Genomic DNA, 23,408 nt, shown 5'->3' on the forward strand with positions numbered 1-23,408 from the left:
ACAAACTAGAAAAAGCTTTGTCTTTTTATGGGAAAGTTCAAATTCTGGAAAAATTTGTTTCGATTTCCTAAAAAGAAACCGTTACACTATAAAGAAAAACGAATACGGGGAGGGAATCATGTGGGGGTGATTATTTCCTTAAGCATTGGAAAGCCAAAAAAGCACAGCTGGAAAAACAATGAGGAAATTTCGGGAATTGGCAAAGAAAAAATCCACAGTGTGTTTCTAACAAAGGAAGGTTTTATGGGGGATGGAGTGGCAAATACTGATTTTCATGGCGGTCCAGACCGTGCAGTGTGCCTATATCCCTACGAACATTACGGTATGTGGGAGAAAGAATTTAAAAAGACATTCTCTACGCCGTCATTTGGGGAAAATATTTGTGCGGGAAATATGCTCGAAAAGGATGTTTTTATAGGTGACACCTTTTCACTGGGGGAATCTGTCATCCAAATAACTCAGGGGCGTATCCCATGCTCCACAATATCAAAGCATAACGGAGAAGATCGGCTTTTAGGAAGAATTGTGGAAACAGGCTTCACAGGCTACTTTTTCAGAGTGCTGAAAGAAGGAACTGTAACAGCAGACAGCGTACTAAAGCTCAAAGAACGGAAGCAGGAAAGACTATCAGTCCTGCAATCAAACTATATCATGTTCCATGACCGCAAAAACATTAAAGCCATTGAAGAACTGCTTCGGATTGAGGAGCTTGCAGATGTGTGGAGAGAAAAGCTGGAAAAAGCATTATTATAAAAAAAATGAAATTTTCCCCTTGACATTTTTCATTTATCGGAATAGTATAATAAGCAATATATCGATCGGCAATGACAAAGAGTAGTAACTGCGGTTGAAGCTAAAGAGAGCTGATGGTTGGTGCAAATCAGTGTGGAAACAGCAGTGAATGGACTTTCGAGCCTCCAAACCGAACCTTTTTTAAGCAGTAGGCTTTGGCGAACGGTCTCATCGTTACAAGGGACAGATATTCAGGCGATTTTCGCTTTGATATCTGTTAAGTGAGCTGTTTGATCAGCTAACGAAGGTGGCACCACGGGTTTCTCGTCCTTTTTAGACGGGGAGCCCTTTTTTATTTTCATACAACTTTAATACTTTAAATCGCTGAGCAAGAGGAGTAGATTGATGGAGTCCGTTTTAGAGAGCCGGGGAAAGGTGAAAGCCCGGTACGGAAAGTCATTCGAATGGACTTGCGAGAGGCTTCCTGAACGATAGTAGGGAAGCACGGGTTTCCGCCGTTAAGAGGATGGGGTATCGACATATTTCCGTACCCGAGAAAGGGAGCAGTATTTTGCTCTAAAAAGAGGTGGCACCACGTTCACAAGATACGTCCTCTATACCTGCAGCTGCTGTGGGTATAGGGGACTTTTTTATTTTCCTTAAAGAACTGGAGGAGAGATATAGTGAAAACAAAATTAGCTGGGACGTATATGATCGAAGAGCTAGAGGGTGACACATTAACACCTATTTTAATCTATCAGAGAATGAGCGGAAGAAAGAAATTCCTGTTAGAAAGCTCGCTAAAGCATGAAAAATCGGGAAGGTATTCCTTTATTGGCGCAGACCCTGTGATGGAACTAAAAGGGGAAGGGGCCCGGACAGCTGTTACGGCCGGGGGGAAGACAGAAGTTTTTGCTGAAAAGCCGCTTGATGCAGTAAGAAGGCTGATGCCTGAGGAAAAGGTGCCCACCCTTGAACGTTTCCCTTTCTGTGGAGGAGCTGTTGGCTATGCAGGCTATGATGTCATCAGACAATACGAAGATATCGGAATAATTCCTCATGATGAACTGGATGTTCCGGATGTTCACCTTATGTTTTTTGAGGAAGTGGCGGTTTTCGACCATCTGGAGCAAAAGGTATATCTCGTAGCCATGCCTTTACTGGAAGAAACCGATGAATCTCAGCTGCGTGAAAAAATAAAGAAAAGAAAGGCCGAAATACAAGAGGGGACAGCGGGAGCTGGATCGGAAGCAGCCACACTGTCAGCTTTCAAAGCTTCCATATCTAAAGAAGACTTCGTTAAAAAGGTAAACAGAGCTAAGTCCTATATTGAAGAGGGAGACATCTTCCAGGTGGTGCTTTCTCAGCGGTTAAAAGCAGAATTGACCGGAGATCCTTTCGCATTTTACCGGAAGTTAAGAGTACAAAATCCTTCCCCATATATGTATTATCTTGATTTTGATGAATATGCAGTTGCAGGGGCATCACCGGAAAGTCTTATAAAAACAGCAGGAAACAAAGTAATCACGAACCCGATTGCAGGAACAAGGCCAAGAGGCAAGACAGAAGATGAGGACTTACAGCTTGAAAGGGACCTGATAGAAGATGAAAAGGAGCTTGCCGAACACAGGATGCTGCTCGATCTGGGCAGAAATGATCTCGGCCGTGTCTGCGAATTTGGATCGGTCGCTATAGAAAAAAACATGGTAATTGAGAGATATAAGCATGTCATGCACCTTGTATCCGAAGTTGGCGGCAGGCTGAAAAATCCCAACACATCGATTGATGCTTTAATAGCGTGTCTGCCTGCCGGAACAGTTTCAGGTGCTCCTAAAATTAGAGCAATGGAAATCATCAATGAACTTGAAACTGTGAAAAGAGGAATTTACTCAGGAGCAGTCGGCTATTTTTCCGGGAATGGCAATATGGATTTCGCACTGGCAATCAGGACAATGGTGATTAAAGATGGATTTGCCTATATACAAGCTGGGGCGGGCATAGTGCATGATTCCATCCCTGAAAAAGAGTACGAAGAAACACTTCATAAATTAAAAGCATTTTTGGAGGACAAAAAATGATTCTGCTGATTGATAATTATGATTCATTCACATTTAACCTTTATCAGTATCTGGGTGAACTGGGACAGGAAATTAAAGTTGTAAGAAATGATCAGATAACAATCGAAGAAATTGAAAAATTAAATCCTGAAGCGATTGTTCTTTCACCTGGACCGGGACGGCCGGAACAAGCGGGAGTCATTGTTGAAGTTATTCAGCAATTTTACAGGAAGCTTCCTATCCTGGGCATTTGCCTTGGCCATCAGGCAATCGGCTACGCCTTTGGGGCAAGGATTGAAAAAGCCAAGAAAATTATGCATGGCAAGGTGTCTAATCTGAAGCATAACGGATCACAGCTGTTTCAATACATGCCGCAGCCAATCAGCATCATGCGTTATCATTCCTTAATAATACAGTCGGGAACACTGCCTGGCATATTTAAGGTTTTAGCCCGATCAATGGATGATAATGAAATAATGGCAATCAAGCATGAAGACTATCCTTTATACGGGTTGCAATTCCATCCGGAGTCAGTAGGAACAGGCCTTGGAAAAAGGATTTTGGAAAACTTTTTACAAACAATCAGGAGGGAAGAAGAGAGTGAAAACAATACTGCAGAGGTTATCTGAACGGGAGTCATTAACAGAGGCAGAAATGAAGGAAGCAATGGAAAATTTATTTGCCCATGATGTGACGGACAGTGAAATTGCGGCATTTATGGTGGGTCTTAAAACAAAAGGGGAAACAGTTGAAGAAATTGCAGGCATCGTAAAAGCAATGAGGGATAAATCCCTTTCATTTAGTAAGAAGATTCCTAATGTTTTGGATAATTGCGGTACAGGAGGAGATGGTTCAAGCAGCTTTAATATCAGTTCCACTTCTGCCTTTGTGATTGCAGGTGCCGGAATTCCTGTTGCTAAGCATGGTAACCGAAGTGTATCCAGCAAAACAGGCAGTGCAGATGTTCTGGAGCATTTGGGAATCAATCTAAATCACCCGCCTGAGCGCACAGAGGAAATATTGGAGGAAATCGGGATTGCCTTTCTTTTCGCCCCTCATGTCCATCCGAACATTAAAAGAATCATGAAAGTGCGCAAGGATTTGAGAATACCGACAACCTTCAATCTGATAGGTCCATTAACCAATCCGGTTGAACTTGATCATCAGCTTCTCGGGATCTATCGAAGAGATTATATTGAAATGTTTGCAGAGGTCCTGAAAACTTTGGGAAGGAAGCGAGCAGTTGTTTTAAATGGTGCAGGGTTTATGGATGAAGCATCCCTGCAGGGGGAAAACCACCTGGCTATCCTGACTGACGGCAAGGTAACGAAAAAGGTCCTCCACCCAGATGAAGTTGGGTTATCCGTCTGCAGCAATGAGGCGATCAGAGGGGGAGATTCCAGGGAAAATGCTGAAATACTTCTGAGTGTCCTGAAGGGAGAAAAGGGAGCAAGAAGAGATACGGTCCTCCTTAATGCCGGCATTGGGATCTTTACAGGAGGCAAGGCTGAAACAATTCAAGATGGGATAAATTTAGCCAAAGAGAGCATTGATTCAGGAGCTGCATTACAAAAGCTTCATCAGTTAATTGAGACAAGCAGAAGTGTCCATAAAGAGGTGATATAAGTGGGAACGATTTTAGATCAAATACTGGCTGAAAAAAGAAAAGAAGTCGTCGTGCTGAAGCAGGAAATTATCGATGCTCCAGAAACCGCAAGTAAACGCTCATTTATTAATAAGCTTGGGTCAGGCAGTGAACTGGCTGTGATTGCCGAATTCAAAAGAGCTTCACCTTCAAAAGGTGATATAAATATCGGTCAAAATCCGAAAGACCAGGCATTATTTTATAAAAAGTATGGTGCGGATGCGATTTCCGTTTTAACAGACAATAGGTTTTTTAAAGGAAGTTTTGATGACCTGTCAGCTGTCAGAGAGACAGTGGACCTGCCGATCCTCTGCAAAGACTTTATTGTTGATGAGGTGCAGATTTTAAAAGCAAAAGCATCAGGGGCAAACCTGATTTTACTCATTGCTGCTGCCATGGATGCAGAACGGCTTCAAGAGCTTTTTGATTTTGCTGAGGGTGAAGGCCTTGAAGTATTAATGGAGGTTCATAATGAAGAAGAGCTGGAAATAGCGCTAAAAACCGGAGCACAACTGATCGGAGTAAACAACCGGAATTTAAAAACCTTTGAAGTGGATCTGAGTGTAACAGAAAAACTTGCGCCGCTAATAAAGAAAGCGGGGAAATTTCTGATCAGCGAGAGCGGAATTCAGTCGGAAGACGATGTGCGGCGTGTCATTGCAGCAGGAGCAAATGCCATCCTTGTCGGAGAAGCATTTATGAAAGCAGAGAATCTGGAAGGGCTTTTGAAGGCCATGAAGCTTCCTTTGCAGGGGGCTGTAAGACAATGAAGGTTAAGATTTGCGGAATTAGAGATATCAGCACGGCACTTTCTGCCATTGAAAGCGGTGCGGATGCTCTGGGATTTGTTTTTGCTGAAAGCAAAAGAAAAATTACACCTGCGGCGGCAGGCGAAATAATTAAAGAGCTTCCCTTGGACGTTTTAAAAGTCGGAGTATTTGTGAATGAAACGAAAGAAAACATTGAGAAAATAGCCAGTATTTCAGGAATAAATGTCATCCAGCTTCATGGAGATGAAACGCCGGAATTTTGCTGCTCATTTTCTTTACCGGTTATAAAAGCTCTGAGCATTGGATCATCAGGTGATCTATCTAAACTGGATGAATATGCATGTGAATATGTTCTTCTTGATAGTCCAAAAGGAAAATATCGGGGGGGCAACGGGGTATCGTTTGATTGGTCGATTCTAAACAAAAATCCCAAACAAAACAACAAAACCATCCTTGCAGGAGGACTCAATCCTGAGAATGTCGGGGAAGGAATTAAAGCAGCCAATCCTTATATGGTTGATGTAAGCAGCGGGGTTGAAACGGAAGGAAAGAAAGATCCTGAGAAAATAAAAAGATTCATAGATAACGCTAAACGTGTGGAGAGGGAGGAAGTAAAATGAACGAAGCTTATACATTGCCTGATGAACGGGGGCATTTTGGGACATATGGAGGCAGGTATGTGCCTGAAACACTTATGCAGGCCATTCTTGAATTGGAGGAGGAGTATAAGAAAGCACAAGCTGATGAAGTGTTTCAAAAGGAACTTCAAGGTTTGCTGAAAGACTATGTCGGGAGGGAAACTCCTCTGTATTTTGCAGAAAACCTCACAAAATATGCCGGCGGTGCGAAGGTCTATCTTAAAAGAGAAGATTTGAATCATACAGGTGCCCATAAAATCAACAACTCACTCGGTCAGGCTCTATTGGCGCAGCGAATGGGCAAAAGAAAAATCGTAGCTGAGACGGGTGCTGGGCAGCATGGAGTCGCAACAGCCACAGCTTGTGCGCTTTTAAATCTTGAATGCATTATTTTTATGGGTGAAGAGGATATCAGGAGACAGCAGCTGAACGTCTTCAGAATGGAGCTGCTTGGAGCGAAGGTTGTAGGTGTGCAATCAGGAAGTGCCACACTAAAAGATGCTGTCAACGAAGCCCTCCGCTACTGGGTGACAAATGTTGAGGATACCCATTACATTCTTGGTTCAGTCATGGGCCCGCATCCTTTTCCAATGATTGTCCGGGATTTTCAAAGTGTTATCGGAAATGAGACAAAGGAGCAATATCTTGAAAAAGAAGGAAAACTCCCTGATGCAGTTGTAGCCTGCATTGGCGGCGGCAGCAATTCAATGGGCATGTTCTATCCTTTCATAAAAGATGAAACGGTCCGCATGATTGGGGTGGAAGCAGCAGGATTGGGAACAGATACTGAAAAACATGCTGCCTCTTTAACAAAAGGAACTCCAGGAGTTCTTCATGGGGCATTAATGTATTTGCTGCAGGATGAACACGGACAGATTCAGGAAGCCCATTCCATCTCAGCGGGCCTGGATTACCCTGGAGTAGGTCCCGAGCACAGTTATTTAAAAGACAGCGGAAGAGCCGAGTATGAATCGATCACAGATGAAGAGGCACTCGAGGCGTTACAGCTTTTATGCAAGCTGGAAGGCATTATTCCTGCTTTAGAAAGCTCCCATGCCATTGCCTATGCATTAAAGCTTGCACCGCAAATGAAAAAAGATGAAGGCCTTGTCATTTGTTTATCCGGCAGAGGAGATAAAGATGTAGAAACTGTGAGAGCAAGATTAGGAGGGAAAGGACAATGAACCGGATTGAAAAAGTTTTTCAGAACCTAAAGCAAAACAATGAAAAGGCGTTTGTGCCATATATTATGGCCGGTGATGGAGGCTTGAAGACACTGGCTGAGAAAATTACATTCCTCGAAAAAGCGGGAGCAACAGCCATTGAGATCGGGATTCCGTTTTCGGATCCGGTCGCAGATGGGCCGGTAATCCAGCAGGCAGGCATTCGGGCATTAGAAGCCGGAACAACACTTAGGGGCGTATTAGCTGCAATTGCGGAAATCCGGCCTATTGTTCATATTCCGCTTATTTTTATGACATATATGAATCCGATCATGGCATATGGCATTGGCAACTTTATATCTGATGCCTCAGGATCTGGGGTGGACGGCCTAATATTGCCGGATCTTCCTGCAGAGGAAGAGGAAATTATTGCACCAATTGCTGAGAAAGCGGGAATCGAGATCATCCGGCTTGTGACACTGACCAGTCCATTAGAGAGGATACAAGAGATTGCAGCTAAAGGGAAAGGCTTTTTATACGCTGTAACTGTTAATGGCATAACAGGCGCAAGAAAAGGATTCAAAGATGAACTCGGAAAGCATTTGGAAAGGGTTAAAGAAATTAGTCCGATTCCGGTATTGGCAGGCTTCGGAATTTCGGAGCCTGAGCATGTAATAGAAATGAATAAGCATTGCGACGGGGTTATTGTTGGGAGCAGGATCATAGAGCTTTTTCAAAGCGGTGAGTTAGCAAAAGTGGAAGAGCTGATCGCTTCATCTAGAATAGAAGAAATTAAATTGTGAAACAAAAGCTTCCTCCTTTATGGAGGAAGCTTTTTATTTGATTATGCCCATTTTTAAAAATATTTGGTGTAAAGGTTGACATGCAAAGTGAATACATTATAATTACAAGTAATCCGAGTAAATTAATGAGATTTATAGGAATAGGTGATTTTGAATGTTCATTGAGATAAACGATGTAAATAAACAATATAACGATAAAGAAAATCGGCCTGTTGACGTCCTGAAAGATATTAATCTATCGGTTGAGAAGGGGCAATTTGTCTCGATTTTAGGACCTTCAGGATGCGGAAAGTCAACACTTCTATCAATTGTTGCAGGGCTGACTAAAACCACTTCAGGCAACATTCAAATTGATGGAAAAACCATAACAAAACCCGGAAAAGACAGGGGAATGGTTTTCCAGCAGGCAGCGTTATTTCCCTGGCTGACAGTCATGGAAAACGTTACGTTTCCCCTGAAAAAAGAAATGAAGAAAAAGGATGCAGAGGAAACCGCACTAAAGTATCTGCAAATGGTTCAGCTGGGAAAATATATATCCCATTATCCTCATGAGCTTTCAGGAGGAATGCAGCAGAGGGTAGCAATCGCAAGAGCACTTGCCATGAACCCTGAAACACTTCTAATGGATGAACCATTCGGAGCTCTTGATGAACAGACCCGAACGCGATTGCACGGACAGCTGGAAAACATTTGGACTGAGACGAAGAAAACGATTCTTTTTGTTACTCACAGCATCTCAGAATCTATTAAACTTTCAGACCGGATCATTGTAATGGGGACAAAGCCGGGAATTATATTACAGGATATAATCGTTGATATTCCCAGACCCCGTGAGGACCACAAAAAAGAAATGCTCGAAATCGAGGATCACATTATGAAATACCTGAAAAAGGAAATAGATAAAGTTGTCAGTGAGGAGCTCCAATATGCAAACAGCCATTAAACGGATCATATTTTTTGCAGCCATCATTGCCTTCTGGGAAATTGGATCACGGCTTGAGCTCTGGCATCCTCTGATTTTTCCTTCTCTGTCCAGTGTATTCAGTGCTCTTGTTGAAGGGTTTCAGGATAAAACATTAATCTATGATTTAATCGCAAGCTTTAAGCGGCTCGCAGTCGGTTTAACGATCAGCCTTATTATTGGTACTCTGATTGGAATTCTTTTAGGGAAATCCAAAACGGCTGATGAAACACTTGGTGCTGTCATTCTTGCTTTACAAAGTGTACCAAGCATCGTCTGGCTGCCGATCGCGATTATGTGGTTTGGCTTGAATGAAAAGGCTGTTATTTTTGTAACCATTCTTGGCGGTACATTTGTAATGGCTCTGAACATGAGAACAGGGATTAAAAATGTTTCACCATTATATATCAAAGCAGCCCAGACAATGGGTGCGACTGGAATTGACTTATTTACAAGAGTCATCTTTCCTGCATCCATTCCTTACGTAGTAACCGGCTCCCGTCTTGCCTGGGCATTTGCCTGGCGGGCATTGATGGCTGGTGAGCTTTTAAGTACAGGACCTGGATTGGGATACACACTTCGTTATGCTTCAGACTTTGGAAGAATGGACATCGTAATCGGTGTCATGATTATTATTGGAGCAATCGGAATGATTGTTGACCAATTCATATTCCAGCGCATTGAAAAATCTGTTATTAAAAAATGGGGACTTGAGTCTTAAATTTGGAGGGATATTTATGAAAAAGGCGTTTTTATGGGCCGCTGTATTATTTATGTTCACCGGGCTGCTTACGGGCTGCGGATCATCTGAGAAAAGCAGCGGTGAGGAAGACAAGATTGTCATCGGTTATTTCCCTAATATCAATCATGTGCCGGCAATGGTTGCGAAAGATCAGGGATATTTTGAAAAACAGCTTGGCGATGGGACGAAAGTCGAATATAAGACATTTGCTGAAGGCGGTTCTTTCATGACAGCTTTGAAAACGGGCGACATTGATGCAGGTCTTGTAGGACCCGGACCAGCCATGAACAACTTCTCAACCGGGGCTGATGTTAAAATTATTGCAGGTGCCTCAACTGGCGGAACCGTTGTCCTTGCCAGAGAAGGGGTAAAAATCAACTCCCTGGAAGACTTCCAGGGAAAAACATTTATCACACCTGGTGTAGGCTGCACACATGATGTTCAGTATGAAACATATCTTGAAGAAGCGGGCATCACATCAGCACGCATCGGCGGTACTATGAAGCATTTAACAGGTAACCCTGCACAATATGCAAGCATGCTGAAAACAGGTAAAGTCGATATTGCAGTTGCTCCAGAACCATGGGCAGCCGTCATCGAACAGGAAACAAATGCAGAAGTGGTAATCGGATGGGATGAAGTTTCCTTTGGTGAAACACTTCCAGCATCCGTATTAGTTGCAACGGGCGACGAAGTGAAGAACAGCCCGGAAAAAGTACAGAAAATCGTTAATGCACATAAAGATGCTGTAAAATTTATCGAAGAAAATCCTGAAGAAGCAAAAGCCATTACAATCAAAGACATTAAAGAAGTGACCGGCCAGGAGCTGGAAAAAGAAGTAGTAGACCGCGCCTGGGAAAGAATTGGGTTTACTTACGATGTTGATGCAGACACAATCCAGGAATTTGCAGATTCATCCTACACGTTAAAATTCCTTAAGGATAAACCGGAATTCAGTGAACTGATTGCGAAGAACTTTATTAAATAAGCAAATTTTACCGGAGCCCGGATGGGTTCCGGTTTTTCTTGTCCGCTCAGAAGGGGTCGCCTCGCGTGAAACACACTAAAATTCGTGCCCAAAAGTACCATTCCCGCTCAAAAGAAAATGCAGCCCGCGCATAAAAACGTATTACCTGCGCAAACCAAAAGCTGCCCACCCAATCTCCTGGTTTAACTTTCACCCAAAAAAGGAAAAATATCATGCAAGTGACAAAAACAACATAGAAACAGGAGTGGCGAAAATGAAAAAAGGTATGGGAGTTTTAATTGCCGTAATTGCGGCAGTAGTCATAGCAGGTATGCTGCTGATGTCAAGCTATAACGGATTTGTCAGTGCTGAGGAAAATGTGGATCAGGCTTATTCACAGATTGAGAACCAGCTGCAGAGAAGGCTGGATTTGATTCCTAATCTGGTAAATACAGTTAAGGGGTATGCTGCACACGAGAAGGAGACGATTCAAGCGGTATCAGATGCACGTGCCAGATTGGCGGGAGCCCGTTCGCCTGAAGAGGAAGCAGCAGCAAATGCCGAGCTGTCAGGAGCTCTGAGCCGGCTGCTTGTCGTTGTTGAGAACTATCCCGACCTAAAAGCGGATAAGCAGTTTACCCAATTAATGGACGAGCTTGCCGGTACGGAAAATCGGATTTCGGTTGCCCGCAAGGATTATAATGACCAGGTTTCTGTATATAACAAAAAAGTAAAAAGGTTTCCGGGTGCAATTGTAGCCGGGATAACAGGCTTTGATGAAAAAGAGTATTTTAGGGCGGATCCTCTGGCGAATGAAGCACCTGAAGTTGACTTTGGAGGCAATGGAGAATGATCATCCGCAGGGTCTTCTTGACCCTTCTTTTAGTAAATTTGATAATGGGTGCATTCTCAGTCCATGCAGATGAATCCATACCCCAGCCTGCTGGAGATATTTATGTCCAGGATTTTGCAGGTGTTCTAAATGAACGGGAAAGATCTGAGCTGATTAACCTGGGGAGACAATTGGAGGATCAGACAACTGCACAGGTGACAGTGTTAACCGTTGATACAATTGGGGACAGGCCGATTGAAGAATATGCGAATGAAGCTTTCCGGTCATATGGCATAGGCAGTGCTGCTAAGAATAATGGTGTCTTATTAGTTGTAGCCATGCAGGATCGGAAGGTGCGCATTGAGGTTGGATATGGGCTTGAAGGCCGAATTCCTGATGGAAAAGCCGGCAGAATTCTGGATCAGGTTACCATTCCATATCTCCAGGATGGCCAGCCCAATAAAGCTGTAATTGAAACCTATAAGGTGCTTGTACAGGAAGCTGCCGGAGAAGAAGTGAATTTAGGGAATAGCGGCGATTATGCTGATGCCGGGTCAAAAGATGGAGGCATTGGCATACCGTCCTGGCTGTTGATTATCATTGCTGTCGGTTTGCTGTTTCTTGATATTAAATTCTTTGGCGGAGCCTTTTCATATGCCATACTTTCCATTCTCTCAAGAGGCGGAGGCAGAGGAGGAGGCGGTCCGCGGGGAGGCGGAGGCGGCTCATCAGGCGGTGGAGGAGCCAGCCGGGGCTGGTGAAAGCGGAAAAGAGCGGGGGCTCCCCGCTCTTTTCTATTATTTTATTCCAGTTACACAAACGGTTAATACGGGCCGGGCCTCTTTATATGAAATGGAAATGGAATTAAACCCTGCAGCCTCCATATCAGCTTTGATTACCTGCCCCAGATTTTTAGCAATGGTTTCATCTGCACCTTCTTCTCTCGGCTGAACCGTAATGGCAATTACTCCGTCTTTCTCAAGCATCTCATGCAGATGCTGAAGGGATTCTCTTGGTTTTGTCCAGAGTGGATAATTGTTGACTGAAAAGATTTTATTATACTTTTTATCCGGAAAGTAATCGTGAACATCTATAAGGAACAATCTGACCTTTCCCTGCTGAATATAGTCATCGTTCAGTTTGGCTGCAGCTGCCTTCATATCTTCGGATACATCGACTCCATCCGTCTCTGCATGGCGCCAGTGATCCATAATATGCTTAATACTGTAGCCGGGACCGAAGCCAACCTCTAAAATAGAGTCCCTGCGATTAATCTGTAATTGTTCTATTGTCCATTTGTTAATCTTGCGGTTTTCAAAGTACATGATTTTACCGGCAAGCTTTCCCAATAATCCTTCTGGCTTCTCAAATTGTTTTCCCAAAATATCGAACATGTCCCTCACCTCGGTGTTTAATACTTATATTTAGTCTCTTTATAGAGGTTCTAAACCTATTCCGTAAAATGGATAAATAATTTTTTACTGGAAAAGGTACTATTATGAATTAAGATAGGAGGAAGTCCGGTGATTTATGGCGAAGATCAATACCGAAAAGATCTAAATCGGTATATAGGAAATATTGATGATCAAATTCACTCGCTTTCCAAAACTCTTGAGGAATTCAGCTGCTGTATTTTATCTGATTTCGAAACCTTGCAGAAGACAGTTGCAGAAGCCCACACCATTGCTTCGACATATTATCTGCAGTCATATTTAGCTCCTTTTACGAAGGAATATTCAAGCGTATCACTCGCTGCCCAGCATCTATCTGAAAAAAGGCATGGGGGGCTGATTGTTGTAGAAAGAAGACAGCCGGTTGAAGAATATATACATAACGGGACGCCGATAGGAGCAAAAGTAAGCAACACATTGATTGAAACGATCTTTTATCCGGGTAACCCGCTGCATGATGGAGGTACATTAATAAGAGAAGACATCATAGTTTCTGCAGGAAGCATTCTGCCCCTTACAAATAAAACCATTGAAGGAAAGAAACTTGGGACAAGGCACAGAGCTGCAATTGGCATCACTGAAAAATCAGACGCGGCTGCCATAGTTATTTCAGAGGAAACAGGCCGCATTTCTTTTGCAGTAGATGGCCAGCTATATACAATCCGTACTTAAAAAATCCCCCTAATACTGGGGGATTTTATCTTAGTTATTTCTTATTAATTTGTTTCCCGCTTTTTTTCTGGCTTTGAGATTTATTGTTTCCCGCCTGAAACTCATTTCCGAGTTCAATATCGTTTCGCTTATCCTGTTTTTCAATTTGGGCTCTCGTTTGATTTGAATTTTGTCTGCCTTGTTTTGTCATATTTCATTCCTCCCTTAAAATAGCTGACAGTCTTAATATGCGCTATAACCGGGAATAGATGAACAATATATTATAAAAATGACTTAAAGAGGTGATTATAGTGTGCGGCAGGTTTACTTTAACGGAAACAATTCATAAACTTCAGCTGCTGTTTGGGTTTGAATATGCAGAAGGTGAGGTTATGCCCAGATATAATATTGCCCCCAGCCAGAATATTTTAACAGTCACTGCTGACGGCAAGCAGCGAATCGGCAGACAGATGAAATGGGGACTGGTTCCTTTCTGGGCGAAGGATGAAAAAATAGGTTACAAAATGATAAACGCCAGAGCGGAAGGCATCGACTCGAAACCAAGCTTTAAAGCTCCCTTTAGAAGCAAAAGATGCTTAATCCTGGCAGATGGGTTTTATGAATGGAAGAAAACCGAAGAAGGAAAGCAGCCTTACAGGTTTATCATGAATGATGAACAGCCTTTTGCTTTTGCAGGAATTTGGGATATCTGTAATAAAGACAAAGCTCCTTTATTAACCTGTACAATTATTACAACGGGACCTAATGAAGTAACAGAAGAAGTTCATGACAGGATGCCGGTCATCTTAAAGAAAGATGATTTTGAGGATTGGCTGAATCCCCGTTTTCATGACACTGAATACCTGAAGTCTTTACTTGTACCTTACCCGGCTGAAAAAATGGATAAATATCCGGTATCAGCTAAAGTGAATTCACCCAAGAATGAACTGGCAGAATTAATTTCTCCACTTAATAGTTTATAAAACGGACGCGCAATGCGTCCGTCTCCTTACCCTTTGCTCACAAACATCGGAAGATCCGTATGGCCCATTTCCCGTACATAAACAAACAGGTTCCCTTTATGGTGAATTTCATGATCCATTGCAATCTGCAGCAGCTGGCTGCCGGTAAGTTCCATTCCGAAAATTCCGGTCATATCAATTTTTCTTTCCAATTCCTCACTGGTTAAGGATGAAATCACTTCAATTGTTTTCTCTGTAAAATTTTCAGCAGCTTCTGATAGATTTGGAGCAATTTCATCGAACTTTTCACCAAACACTGCCGGGAAGCCATCTTTTGCTGTTTTGGCAAACATATAAAAAGAGGTGAGCATATGGGTAACCAGTTTGCCGGCAGGCATGCTAGTTTCAGTTGGTCTGTAACCATAATCTTTGTCATCAATTTTCCTGATCAGCTCATTGGTCACCTTTCTATGTGATAAAAAATAGGTTAAGTATTTTTGTGCTCTTTCCAAATAAGTTCCCTCCTAAAAAGATTATCAGAATTAAATTTCAACTAAACCTGTGTAAATCCCTTTATATTACAAAAATTTTATAGCTGGCAGGAATTTTGCGAAAATGGTGGAATTATTTAACAGGGGAAGATTTGGAAGAATCTCTATATTGCAGACGTATTGTTCATAGGGGGGAGATTCAAATATGGGGAAAAAGAAGAAAAAGAAAAGCCATGTGCCTTTTAGGGTCAATTTATTGTTTTTCTCTGTTTTTGTTTTATTTTCATTATTAATCTTAAGGCTTGGTGTAGTACAGATTGTAAATGGCGAGACATACAAAAAAGAAGTCGACAGGACGGAAGATGTCATCGTATCTAACCCGGTTCCAAGGGGAAGGATGCTTGACCGGAACCATCAGGTTATTGTGGATAATCACCCAAAGAGTGCGATTACATATACCAACCGGAATGCCAAACAGGACGAAATGCTTCAGGTGGCAGAACGGCTGGCTGTTCTGATTGATAAAAAGACTGATAAAGTGACCGAACGGGATAAGAAGGATCATTGGATCTTGAAAAACCCGGAAGCTGCCCGGAAAAAAATAACTGAAAAGGAATGGAAGCTTTTTAAAGAAAAAAAACTGGATGATAAGCAAATCTATAAGCTGCAGCTAAAAAGAATCACAGAAGAAGATCTGAAGCAGCTGAGTAAGAAGGATATGGAAGTGCTGGCAATCTTTCGTGAATTCACGAGCGGCTATGCGATGACACCGCAAATTGTTAAGAATGAAGGTGTATCACAAAAAGAATATGCGGCGGTAAGCGAGAATCTCCAATATCTTCCAGGTGTCAATACAACGACTGATTGGGACCGGACTTATGCTTTTGAAAGTACGCTCCAGACAGTGCTTGGCAGGGTTACGGATTCCAGTGAAGGGCTGCCCCAGGAGCGGCTTGATTATTTTCTGTCCAGAGATTACAGCAGAAATGAACGTGTTGGAAAGAGCTATCTGGAAATGCAATATGAAGATGTTCTGCATGGCCAAAAATCAAAGGAAAAGCTTATTACGAAAAAAGGGGAAATTCTCGGAAGTGAATTGGTTTCTGAAGGACAAAGAGGCAAAGATCTTGTCCTGACGATTGATATGGACCTTCAGAAAGCTGTGGAAGAAATTTTGGAAGAGGAAATTTGGGCTGCCAAGCGGACCCGGGGAACTTATTTAATGGATCGTGCGTTTGTCGTCCTAATGGATCCGCATACAGGTGAAGTTCTGACAATGGCAGGAAAGATGATTGGCAAGGATGAAAATGGCAAAATCGTTCTGCAGGATTATGCGCTGGGTACCATTTCATCTTCTTACAATGTGGGATCCTCTGTAAAAGGGGCAACTGTTTTAACAGGCTATAAAACGGGTGCAATTACACCCGGAACGACCTTTTTAGATGCACCGATGAAAATTGCAGGAACCCCGCAGGTGAAAAAATCATGGTTTAACTTTCAGGCAATCATGAACGAAACAAGGGCATTGCGTATCTCCTCAAACGTATATATGTTTAAAACAGCCATTGAAATTGCGGATGCGCGTTATGCTTATGATCAGCCACTTGGATTTAAAAATCCTAATGCATTTGAAGATATGAGAGAATCTTTCGGCCAATTTGGCCTTGGTGTCAGAACTGGCATTGATTTGCCAAATGAGGCAATAGGTTATGAGGGTCCTCTCAGATTGCCGGGATTCCTGTTAGACCTTGCAATCGGACAGTATGATACCTATACTCCAATGCAAATGGCCCAATATATATCAACGATAGCCAATGGAGGATACCGCATTCAGCCGCGGCTTTTAAAAGAAATTCGCGAGCCGGCAACGGAGCAGGAGGAACTTGGCCCAATCTGGAAGGATATTCAGCCGACTGTCTTAAATACGATAGATGTAAGCGAAAGAGAGCTAAAGACTGTTAAAGAGGGACTAAGACAGGTGATGCAGCATCCAGAAGGCACTGCATATAGAAGGTTCGCAGACGCACCATATTCTCCAGCAGGAAAAACTGGCACAGCGGAAGCATTTTATGACGGCCCGCTCAAAAAAAAGGGTGATAAATTAATAGATGTTATGAACTTGAGCCTTGTTGCCTATGCACCGCATAATAATCCTGAAATCGCCATGTCAGTCATTGTTCCATGGGCATACCAGGGAAGAAGCGGGCATACTGCCAATTATGAAATTGGCAGGAAAGTTTTAGATAGATATTTTGAGCTGAAAAAGAAGCGGATGTCCGGTGCAGAACAGGAGAAGCCTGCCGAAGAAGATTCAGAAACAGAAGAAAACTAATATTTTTTGGCCTAAGACGGCTGGACAAAAAGCCTTTCCTTATTGGGAATGGCTTTTTTTATACCTGAATTTATTTTTAAAGTGTTTGAATTTATCTTTAATCAAAATCGGTTCGTCATTTTTTTCAAAGATCTTGCGGTTAACCATGAATTGAATCGCTTCTTCCAGAATTGCGAGGATAATAATAGGGATGAAGATTACCAGAAACCAAAACCACATTGCTTCTGCTCCTTTCGTCTGATCGCATACAATTTATTTATATTCAGGAATGTACAGATAATGATGTGAATGGGAAAATAACCCATTCATTCTCCGGGCTTAACCATGTCCTGGTTGTTTTCTTAAATAACCTATTATTACTAAAATAAACTTCTGCTTCTTTAAGGTACTGTGTAGTTTAATGAAAGGGCATTCGGGAAAATAAGTTAAAAAGGAGGTCCTGACATGAAAACAATAAATGTAGAGCTTCAATATGATGATCAGGAAATGAATAATAATCAGACAAAAGCATTTGATAAATTGAAGAGCCATCTCGAAGGCACAGGATTTAAAGTGGTAACGATTATGGAAAATGACCAATATCTAAAGGATAATTCTGGCCTTCCAAGTCAAAAGAAAAATAAGGTTTTGCCATCTCAGCCTGAAGGAGCAGAACCTGATATCAATTCCAGCGGTGCTGGAGGCATGGTCTCCCCTGATTCCAGTGAAAGCAAATACTCTGAGTAAGAATATTAGCCTTAGTCACATTGCAGACTAAGGTTTTTTATTATTAAAAAGGAATTAATCTGTTTGGAGGAGTATCGTTATTGAGGTTAGGGCTCCTAAAAGCGGAAAACAGTTTACCTATTCATCAGAAAATTACTAAGAGAGCAGACAATGTACTCTGCTCTCTTTTCCATACAGCAATGTTTTATATGCAACCCTTTAGCAATTATCTGATTTGTGTAGATGAAGCGGCGGAGGAATCAGCCAGCCTTTTTCTTTGTTCATGCGAAGAACCTTTATGCCTAAAGCAGCTTTCTGAGTATGAAATTGGCCAAACATGCCTGCAATATCTTCGCGTACACATTGACCCATGATCGTACTGCAGCCAACCATTCCTGCAGCCAAGTCTCCTGCTAATTTTGCAGCTACCTCAGGATCCATGAACCTGGCACCTGGAGGAATATCATTCACACAAGCATCAGGTCTGTCCGGTGGTGAAGGAGGAAGGCCAATCCCGTTCTCCTTTAACATAGCCTCAACCTGTTCTTCTTCCTGTTTGGAGAGGCGGATTGCTTCTTCAAGCATCTTCTTTAAGTCCTCATCTCCAGAGTGACTTAGCATGGTCTGGTAGGCAGAAGCCATACCTTTGCCTGCGAGCAGGTAAGACCAGGTACTAAAGACTTCACCATAGTGCATCGGTTCATCTTTTGGATTTCCGCTTAAAATACCCATAGTATACCTCCTGAGAAAATTCATTATTGTGCCACCTTCCTTATAATGCACAGCTATATCATGCCCATTCGGAGCCTGAAAATGTAATCAATATTAAATGGTTAATTTTCATTAATTTGTGGTAAATAACGTATAAAAGCAGAGGAGATGAAAACTATGGACCAAACAAAAAATACCTATTATATAGATATTGAAAATGCGCAGATTTACTCCGAACCTGTAGAAGCTGCCGAATGGCAGTTTAAAATATTTGCGACTGACGAAGAATTGGCTCAGTTAAATGAATACATTAATGAGAATTATGATGCAGATCTTAAAACATTTGCCCGTGCCCATGTGCCGTTCCTCGAGTACCACAAAGAATCGAAAAATGATGAATACGATGCATCCATGGAAGGCATATATAAAATGATTTATAAATTGGGTGATGAGGAAGCCCGGAAACATATAGAAGGAATGGGGATACTGTAATCGGAAAAATGCAGCTGGTCTTAAACAGACTGGCTGTTTTTTAATAAAATAATACATAAAAAGAACCGTCTATTCTGCTTTCATCAGAATGACGGTTTTTATATTTGTTCCTGTATAATTGATCTTTTTTAGTTTTTGTTTTCCTTGTGCGCATGTCGCTAAACACAAATGGGCTTCGATTGCATTCAGGGTTTCTTGTTCCCTCACGCACTGCTTTGTCCCTTACCTTCTTAGCAGATGATTTAGCCATATTACCAGCTCCTTTTGTTAGGATTGTATCATTAATTCCTAGATAACTCCATCCCCGGCAGACAGATTTACTGCCAGTCAAAAAGACCGTGAGTGGTCTTTTTTTTGTCAAAAGCTTTGTCTGTCATTTCTCAAATTTTTTTAAGATAGGGGAATTTTCCCCTCCAAATGGGGAAGTTCCCCGATATGGAAAAAAACCTCCCGCTTATACAATAAGGTTAAGGTAATTGTTTGTGAATGAGGAGGAGTTATTATGCAGGCAAAAGCTGCAGTCAATCAAAAATCAGGGCACACATTAAACAATGCGTTTGCATCACATTTTGCCAAGTCGATGTTTTTATCTGTAACAGCATTAGCTATTCTTTCTTTTATTGGCACAAGAATGTTTACACATGTTGATTTAAACCTGTACGGATATATGGTCGGAACGATTGTGTTTATTGGAGGGTTCTTCTATAGATTCATCGCTTGGGGCGAAAGGCCGCCAACAAAGCTTATCCTGAAAAAAGGATTGAAACTGTTATTTAGAAAGTCAACGCCAAAGACATCTGTTGAGCATCTGGCAACATACAATTTCATCTGGAATAGGGGAATTTACCGATGGACACAGCACGTGCTGATCGGCTGGGGCTGTATCTTATCCTGCTTCGTTACATTCCCTCTCGTTTTCGGCTGGATGTATTTTACGATGGATGACAATGGCCATTACAACATAATTGCAATGGGCATGAAGGTAATGACTGTCCCCGCGGATGGCGTTATCGCCAACCTTTCTTACAACGCACTGAATATTACAGCAGTAATGGTAATCGCCGGTGTTTGCATGGCGCTTTACCGCCGCCTGAAAAATATGCAGGCAAGAGCAGAGCAGAAATTCCTGTATGATTTTATGCCTTTATACATGCTGCTTCTAGTCAGCATCACAGGCTTGGCTTTAACTTTTATGAATATCTTTTTACACGGTGCGGGACAGCCGGCAATGTCACTGATCCATCAATGGTCAGTTATCATTACTCTGATTTACCTGCCATTTGGTAAACTTGCGCATATTCCTTTCCGGCCAATGAGTGTTTTGGCTAGAAACTACCGGGAACACTATGCCGAACAGGGCATGAAGGAATGTAAGGTCTGCGGAGATCATTTTGTTTCAGTTGAGCAATCAAAAGATGTCGTCGATGTACTCGGCGTAAATGCTATTGAATTTAAAGCGAAGGAAGGGCATCATCTTGCAGAAATGTGCCTCCCTTGCAGAAGAAAGTACCGGATTGCACAATTTTCCGGATTCCCTACTCATGAAGTGAAGGTCAAGGAGGCAAATCAGAATGCAAAGGGATAAGTTTTTTAAAGAAATTGAAAATCTGAACCATCCGAATGAAAAATTGATAAAAACACACTGCAGCTATTGCGGCATGCAATGCGGAATGAATTTGAGGGTTAATACACAGACAAACAAAATCATCGGGGTTGAACCCCGTTATGACTGGCCGGTTACTGTCGGCAAAATGTGTCCGAAAGGGGTTACCGCCTACCAGCAGACCAACCACAAAGACCGCCTGCTGAAGCCGCTGATCCGGGATGATGCTTCTTTGAAAGGAACTGCAGAAGGATTCCGTGAAGCAAGCTGGGATGAGGCATATGATTTGATCGCAAAAAAATTCAAAGAGCTTCAGGCAGAATACGGAAAAGATTCACTCTCCGTCTTCAGCGGAGTTTCCATGACAAATGAAAAATGTTATCTGACAGGCAAGTTTGCCCGGGTTGCTATGGGAACGCGCTATATTGACTATAACGGCAGATTCTGTATGTCCAGTGCAGCCGGCGGATTCCTTCGTTCTTTCGGAGTAGATAGGGGCTCAACATTGCCTTGGACGGATATTCACGAAACGGATTGCCTGTTTATCGCCGGAAGCAATACGGCTGAATGCCATCCAACCTCCATGTTCCGTATTTGGAACGTTCAGGAAAGAGGCGGTTATATCATTGTGGTGGATCCCCGTGAAACGCCAATTGCGAGAAGGGCGGACCTTCATCTTGATTTGCAGCCTGGAACAGATCTTGCACTTGCAAACGGGATTGTAAATCAATTGATTGAAATGGGCTATATAGATGAAGAATTCATTAACAAACATACAAACGGATTTGAAGAAACAAAGGATCTTGTAAAGGATTTTACACCTGAATATACAAGCATGCTGACTGGTGTGGCGCCTGAAAAAATTATTCGCGCTGCTGAAATATACGGAAAAGCTCCAAATGCGGTTGTTATGTTTGCGCGGGGTGTTGAACAGCAGCATAAGGGTGTTGATAATGTTTCCGCCTACACCAACATGGCGCTTGTTACTGGAAAGATCGGCCGCCCTAAAGCCGGAGTAGCCACTTTCACTGGACAGGGCAATGGACAGGGCGGGAGAGAGCATGGGCAAAAGTCAGATTTGCTTCCAGGCTACCGGAAAATTACTAATCCAAAACATGTTGAAGAAGTATGCAGCGTTTGGGGAATCACACCTGAAGAAATGCCGCAGCCTGGTGTATCTGCTTATGAAATGATTGAACTGATGGAGCAAAAGACCATTCGCGGTTTATACCTTCTATGTTCGAATCCGGCTGTATCAGCACCAAATCAAAATTTTGTGAGGAAAGCATTTAAAGCCTTGGATTTCATGGTCTGCTCCGATTTCTATCTTTCTGAATCGGCAGAATTTGCAGATGTGATCCTGCCAGCCGTTACATGGTCAGAGGATGAAGGGACAGTAACAAATATTGAAGGACGTATTATAAAAATCAACAAAGCACAGGAGCCTGTTGGTGAATCAAAGCCGGACTGGCAGATTCAAGTGGAGCTGGCTGAGCGGTTAGGCAGAGGGAAATATTTTTCTCATCTGAAAACAGCCAGAGATGTTGCAGATGAGTTCAGGCTGGCAACTAAGGGCGGCTATGCTGATTATTATGGTGCCACATGGGATAAGATCGATAAGCAGGACGGGGTTTTCTGGCCTTGCAAAGACGAAAAAGATGAAGGAACACCGCATATGTTCCTTGATAAAAAGTTCTATCATCCGGATGGCAAAGCAAAGATATGCGCCCTGCCATACCGTCCGCCAGCGGAAGAACCGTGTGAAAAATATCCGCTCCGTTTAACAACCGGCCGTGTGGTTTACCATTATCTATCAGGAAATCAGACTAGGAGAATTCCTTTCCTTCACGATATGTGTCCTGAACCATATGTGGAAATCCATCCGGAAACAGCATCAACATATAATATGGAGCATGAAGAAAGAGTCCGTCTGTTTACAAGAAGAGGCGAGGCTATCTATAAAGTCAAAATTACGGAAGCCATCCGCAAGGATACAGTCTTTGTTCCATACCATTTTGGACATGAAGACTCTATTAATCTATTAACGATTGCAGCGTTAGATCCAATCTCCCGTATGCCTGAATTCAAGGCATGTGCTGCACAGCTGGAAAAAGTCGAACTAAAGAAGGTGCAATAAATGAAGAAGAGGCTGTATTTGGAACTTGAAAACTGTATAGGATGCCGTTCTTGTCTGGCAGCATGTACACAATGCGGGGGGCATGAGGAGCGCAACAGAAACTATGTGTATGATGTAAATCCTCTTGTGAACCGGCAGACAATGCCTCTCATGTGCCTTCACTGTGAAAACCCGGCATGTGCGCGAAGCTGCCCTGCCCAGGCTATTCAGATTCATGAGACAGGGGCTGTTTTATCTGCACTTGTCGAAAAGTGTATCGGCTGCCAGAACTGTACAATTGCCTGCCCATATGGCATACCAAAGTTTGATCACGAGCAGAACCTAATGTATAAATGCGATCTATGCATTGATCGTACAAAAGATGGAATTCCTCCTATGTGTGCGAGTGTGTGTCCATCCAATACACTTCAATGGCTGACAGATGAAGAAATAGAAAACAAGAAGAAGCAATTTAACCTTGATAACGGCAAATGGGTTACAAGTATGCCATATCTTGAAGGTGAAACAAACGTAAAAGTAAATCTGCCGGGAATCCTTCAGGGGATTACAAAGCTGTTTTAGGA

The 23,408-nt window shown here is 42.5% G+C and carries 27 protein-coding genes and 2 other annotated features; of the genes, 21 read left to right on the forward strand and 6 right to left on the reverse strand.

The features are described 5' to 3' along the window. Positions 1 to 120 precede the first annotated feature (120 nt). The 13 genes from NYE23_RS04430 to NYE23_RS04490 all read left to right on the forward strand — a co-directional run bounded on the left by NYE23_RS04430 (position 121) and on the right by NYE23_RS04490 (position 12,071). On the forward strand, positions 121 to 753 hold the full coding sequence (locus tag NYE23_RS04430; protein WP_341075763.1) for an MOSC domain-containing protein: 633 nt from the start codon (positions 121 to 123) through the stop codon (positions 751 to 753). Positions 754 to 815: 62 nt separating this feature from the next. After that, positions 816 to 1,067: a binding site (T-box leader), on the forward strand. Between the two features lie 40 nt (positions 1,068 to 1,107). Further along, positions 1,108 to 1,350: a binding site (T-box leader), on the forward strand. A gap of 65 nt (positions 1,351 to 1,415) precedes the next feature. Next, positions 1,416 to 2,810 (forward strand): anthranilate synthase component I, encoded by a 1,395-nt coding sequence (trpE, locus tag NYE23_RS04435; protein WP_341075765.1) that lies wholly within the window; start codon positions 1,416 to 1,418, stop codon positions 2,808 to 2,810. Further along, positions 2,807 to 3,418, forward strand: coding sequence for an anthranilate synthase component II (locus tag NYE23_RS04440; RefSeq protein ID WP_341075766.1), 612 nt, complete (start codon positions 2,807 to 2,809; stop codon positions 3,416 to 3,418). The genes trpE and NYE23_RS04440 overlap by 4 nt, the downstream gene beginning before the upstream one ends. Continuing rightward, entirely contained in the window at positions 3,390 to 4,415 is a 1,026-nt protein-coding gene (gene trpD / locus NYE23_RS04445; RefSeq protein WP_341075767.1) for an anthranilate phosphoribosyltransferase, read from the forward strand. The genes NYE23_RS04440 and trpD overlap by 29 nt, the downstream gene beginning before the upstream one ends. Then, positions 4,416 to 5,204 carry an indole-3-glycerol phosphate synthase TrpC gene (trpC, locus tag NYE23_RS04450; RefSeq protein WP_341075769.1) on the forward strand — a complete coding sequence of 263 codons (789 nt, stop codon included), beginning with the start codon at positions 4,416 to 4,418 and terminating at the stop codon, positions 5,202 to 5,204. Beyond that, entirely contained in the window at positions 5,201 to 5,824 is a 624-nt protein-coding gene (locus tag NYE23_RS04455) for a phosphoribosylanthranilate isomerase (protein ID WP_341075770.1), read from the forward strand. The genes trpC and NYE23_RS04455 overlap by 4 nt, the downstream gene beginning before the upstream one ends. Continuing rightward, on the forward strand, positions 5,821 to 7,026 hold the full coding sequence (gene trpB / locus NYE23_RS04460; RefSeq protein ID WP_341075772.1) for a tryptophan synthase subunit beta: 1,206 nt from the start codon (positions 5,821 to 5,823) through the stop codon (positions 7,024 to 7,026). Before NYE23_RS04455 ends, trpB begins: the two co-directional genes overlap by 4 nt. Continuing rightward, positions 7,023 to 7,808, forward strand: coding sequence for a tryptophan synthase subunit alpha (trpA, locus tag NYE23_RS04465; RefSeq protein WP_341075774.1), 786 nt, complete (start codon positions 7,023 to 7,025; stop codon positions 7,806 to 7,808). Before trpB ends, trpA begins: the two co-directional genes overlap by 4 nt. Before the next feature lie 154 nt (positions 7,809 to 7,962). Then, the gene (locus tag NYE23_RS04470; protein ID WP_048011363.1) at positions 7,963 to 8,751 is read left to right on the forward strand and encodes an ABC transporter ATP-binding protein; all 789 of its coding nucleotides are present in this window, start codon (positions 7,963 to 7,965) and stop codon (positions 8,749 to 8,751) included. Next, positions 8,735 to 9,490, forward strand: coding sequence for an ABC transporter permease (locus NYE23_RS04475; RefSeq protein ID WP_035329616.1), 756 nt, complete (start codon positions 8,735 to 8,737; stop codon positions 9,488 to 9,490). The genes NYE23_RS04470 and NYE23_RS04475 overlap by 17 nt, the downstream gene beginning before the upstream one ends. 16 nt (positions 9,491 to 9,506) lie before the next feature. After that, positions 9,507 to 10,499 carry an aliphatic sulfonate ABC transporter substrate-binding protein gene (locus NYE23_RS04480; protein ID WP_341075776.1) on the forward strand — a complete coding sequence of 331 codons (993 nt, stop codon included), beginning with the start codon at positions 9,507 to 9,509 and terminating at the stop codon, positions 10,497 to 10,499. A 253-nt stretch (positions 10,500 to 10,752) separates the two neighbouring features. Next, the gene (locus NYE23_RS04485; RefSeq protein WP_341075777.1) at positions 10,753 to 11,331 is read left to right on the forward strand and encodes a LemA family protein; all 579 of its coding nucleotides are present in this window, start codon (positions 10,753 to 10,755) and stop codon (positions 11,329 to 11,331) included. Next, complete coding sequence (locus NYE23_RS04490; protein ID WP_341075779.1) at positions 11,328 to 12,071, forward strand: TPM domain-containing protein; 744 nt, start codon at positions 11,328 to 11,330, stop codon at positions 12,069 to 12,071. Before NYE23_RS04485 ends, NYE23_RS04490 begins: the two co-directional genes overlap by 4 nt. Positions 12,072 to 12,107: 36 nt before the next feature. Here the strand turns inward: NYE23_RS04490 and NYE23_RS04495 are convergent, their stop codons facing one another. After that, on the reverse strand, positions 12,108 to 12,704 hold the full coding sequence (locus NYE23_RS04495) for a class I SAM-dependent methyltransferase (protein WP_341075780.1): 597 nt from the start codon (positions 12,702 to 12,704) through the stop codon (positions 12,108 to 12,110). 129 nt (positions 12,705 to 12,833) lie between these two features. Here NYE23_RS04495 and cdaS point away from each other — a divergent pair, with 129 nt between their 5' ends. Then, the gene (gene cdaS / locus NYE23_RS04500) at positions 12,834 to 13,433 is read left to right on the forward strand and encodes a sporulation-specific diadenylate cyclase CdaS (RefSeq protein ID WP_341075781.1); all 600 of its coding nucleotides are present in this window, start codon (positions 12,834 to 12,836) and stop codon (positions 13,431 to 13,433) included. Between the two features lie 34 nt (positions 13,434 to 13,467). Here the strand turns inward: cdaS and NYE23_RS04505 are convergent, their stop codons facing one another. Beyond that, on the reverse strand, positions 13,468 to 13,623 hold the full coding sequence (locus NYE23_RS04505) for a hypothetical protein (protein WP_341075782.1): 156 nt from the start codon (positions 13,621 to 13,623) through the stop codon (positions 13,468 to 13,470). Between the two features lie 100 nt (positions 13,624 to 13,723). Here NYE23_RS04505 and NYE23_RS04510 point away from each other — a divergent pair, with 100 nt between their 5' ends. Beyond that, positions 13,724 to 14,395 (forward strand): SOS response-associated peptidase, encoded by a 672-nt coding sequence (locus NYE23_RS04510; RefSeq protein WP_341075783.1) that lies wholly within the window; start codon positions 13,724 to 13,726, stop codon positions 14,393 to 14,395. A gap of 26 nt (positions 14,396 to 14,421) precedes the next feature. Here the strand turns inward: NYE23_RS04510 and NYE23_RS04515 are convergent, their stop codons facing one another. Next, positions 14,422 to 14,886, reverse strand: coding sequence for a DinB family protein (locus NYE23_RS04515; protein WP_341075784.1), 465 nt, complete (start codon positions 14,884 to 14,886; stop codon positions 14,422 to 14,424). 184 nt (positions 14,887 to 15,070) lie between these two features. On the opposite strand from NYE23_RS04515, the gene NYE23_RS04520 reads away from it, so the two are divergent. Continuing rightward, the gene (locus NYE23_RS04520) at positions 15,071 to 17,197 is read left to right on the forward strand and encodes a peptidoglycan D,D-transpeptidase FtsI family protein (RefSeq protein WP_341075786.1); all 2,127 of its coding nucleotides are present in this window, start codon (positions 15,071 to 15,073) and stop codon (positions 17,195 to 17,197) included. A 39-nt stretch (positions 17,198 to 17,236) separates the two neighbouring features. On the opposite strand, the gene NYE23_RS04525 is transcribed toward NYE23_RS04520, so the two are convergent. After that, positions 17,237 to 17,416, reverse strand: coding sequence for a hypothetical protein (locus NYE23_RS04525; RefSeq protein ID WP_341075787.1), 180 nt, complete (start codon positions 17,414 to 17,416; stop codon positions 17,237 to 17,239). A 225-nt stretch (positions 17,417 to 17,641) separates the two neighbouring features. On the opposite strand from NYE23_RS04525, the gene NYE23_RS04530 reads away from it, so the two are divergent. Continuing rightward, positions 17,642 to 17,923, forward strand: coding sequence for a hypothetical protein (locus NYE23_RS04530; RefSeq protein WP_341075788.1), 282 nt, complete (start codon positions 17,642 to 17,644; stop codon positions 17,921 to 17,923). 198 nt (positions 17,924 to 18,121) lie between these two features. Here NYE23_RS04530 and NYE23_RS04535 read toward each other — a convergent pair whose 3' ends face one another. Then, positions 18,122 to 18,634: a DUF3231 family protein gene (locus NYE23_RS04535; protein WP_341075790.1), complete on the reverse strand. Its 513-nt coding sequence runs from the start codon at positions 18,632 to 18,634 to the stop codon at positions 18,122 to 18,124. Positions 18,635 to 18,790: 156 nt separating this feature from the next. Here NYE23_RS04535 and NYE23_RS04540 point away from each other — a divergent pair, with 156 nt between their 5' ends. Next, complete coding sequence (locus NYE23_RS04540; RefSeq protein ID WP_341075792.1) at positions 18,791 to 19,105, forward strand: hydrolase; 315 nt, start codon at positions 18,791 to 18,793, stop codon at positions 19,103 to 19,105. Positions 19,106 to 19,145: 40 nt separating this feature from the next. On the opposite strand, the gene NYE23_RS04545 is transcribed toward NYE23_RS04540, so the two are convergent. Next, entirely contained in the window at positions 19,146 to 19,355 is a 210-nt protein-coding gene (locus tag NYE23_RS04545; RefSeq protein ID WP_341075793.1) for a hypothetical protein, read from the reverse strand. Positions 19,356 to 19,607: 252 nt separating this feature from the next. Here NYE23_RS04545 and NYE23_RS04550 point away from each other — a divergent pair, with 252 nt between their 5' ends. Genes NYE23_RS04550 through NYE23_RS04560 form a run of 3 tightly spaced genes read left to right on the forward strand, consistent with a single transcriptional unit; the run spans position 19,608 to position 23,406 of the window. Continuing rightward, the gene (locus NYE23_RS04550; RefSeq protein WP_341075794.1) at positions 19,608 to 20,690 is read left to right on the forward strand and encodes a hypothetical protein; all 1,083 of its coding nucleotides are present in this window, start codon (positions 19,608 to 19,610) and stop codon (positions 20,688 to 20,690) included. Continuing rightward, positions 20,677 to 22,845, forward strand: coding sequence for a molybdopterin oxidoreductase family protein (locus tag NYE23_RS04555; protein ID WP_341075796.1), 2,169 nt, complete (start codon positions 20,677 to 20,679; stop codon positions 22,843 to 22,845). Before NYE23_RS04550 ends, NYE23_RS04555 begins: the two co-directional genes overlap by 14 nt. Continuing rightward, complete coding sequence (locus NYE23_RS04560; RefSeq protein WP_061792992.1) at positions 22,846 to 23,406, forward strand: 4Fe-4S dicluster domain-containing protein; 561 nt, start codon at positions 22,846 to 22,848, stop codon at positions 23,404 to 23,406. Positions 23,407 to 23,408: the final 2 nt, after the last annotated feature.

This window comes from Cytobacillus sp. FSL H8-0458 (assembly GCF_038002165.1).
In the GTDB taxonomy this organism is placed as follows: Bacteria; Bacillota; Bacilli; order Bacillales; family Cytobacillaceae; genus Cytobacillus.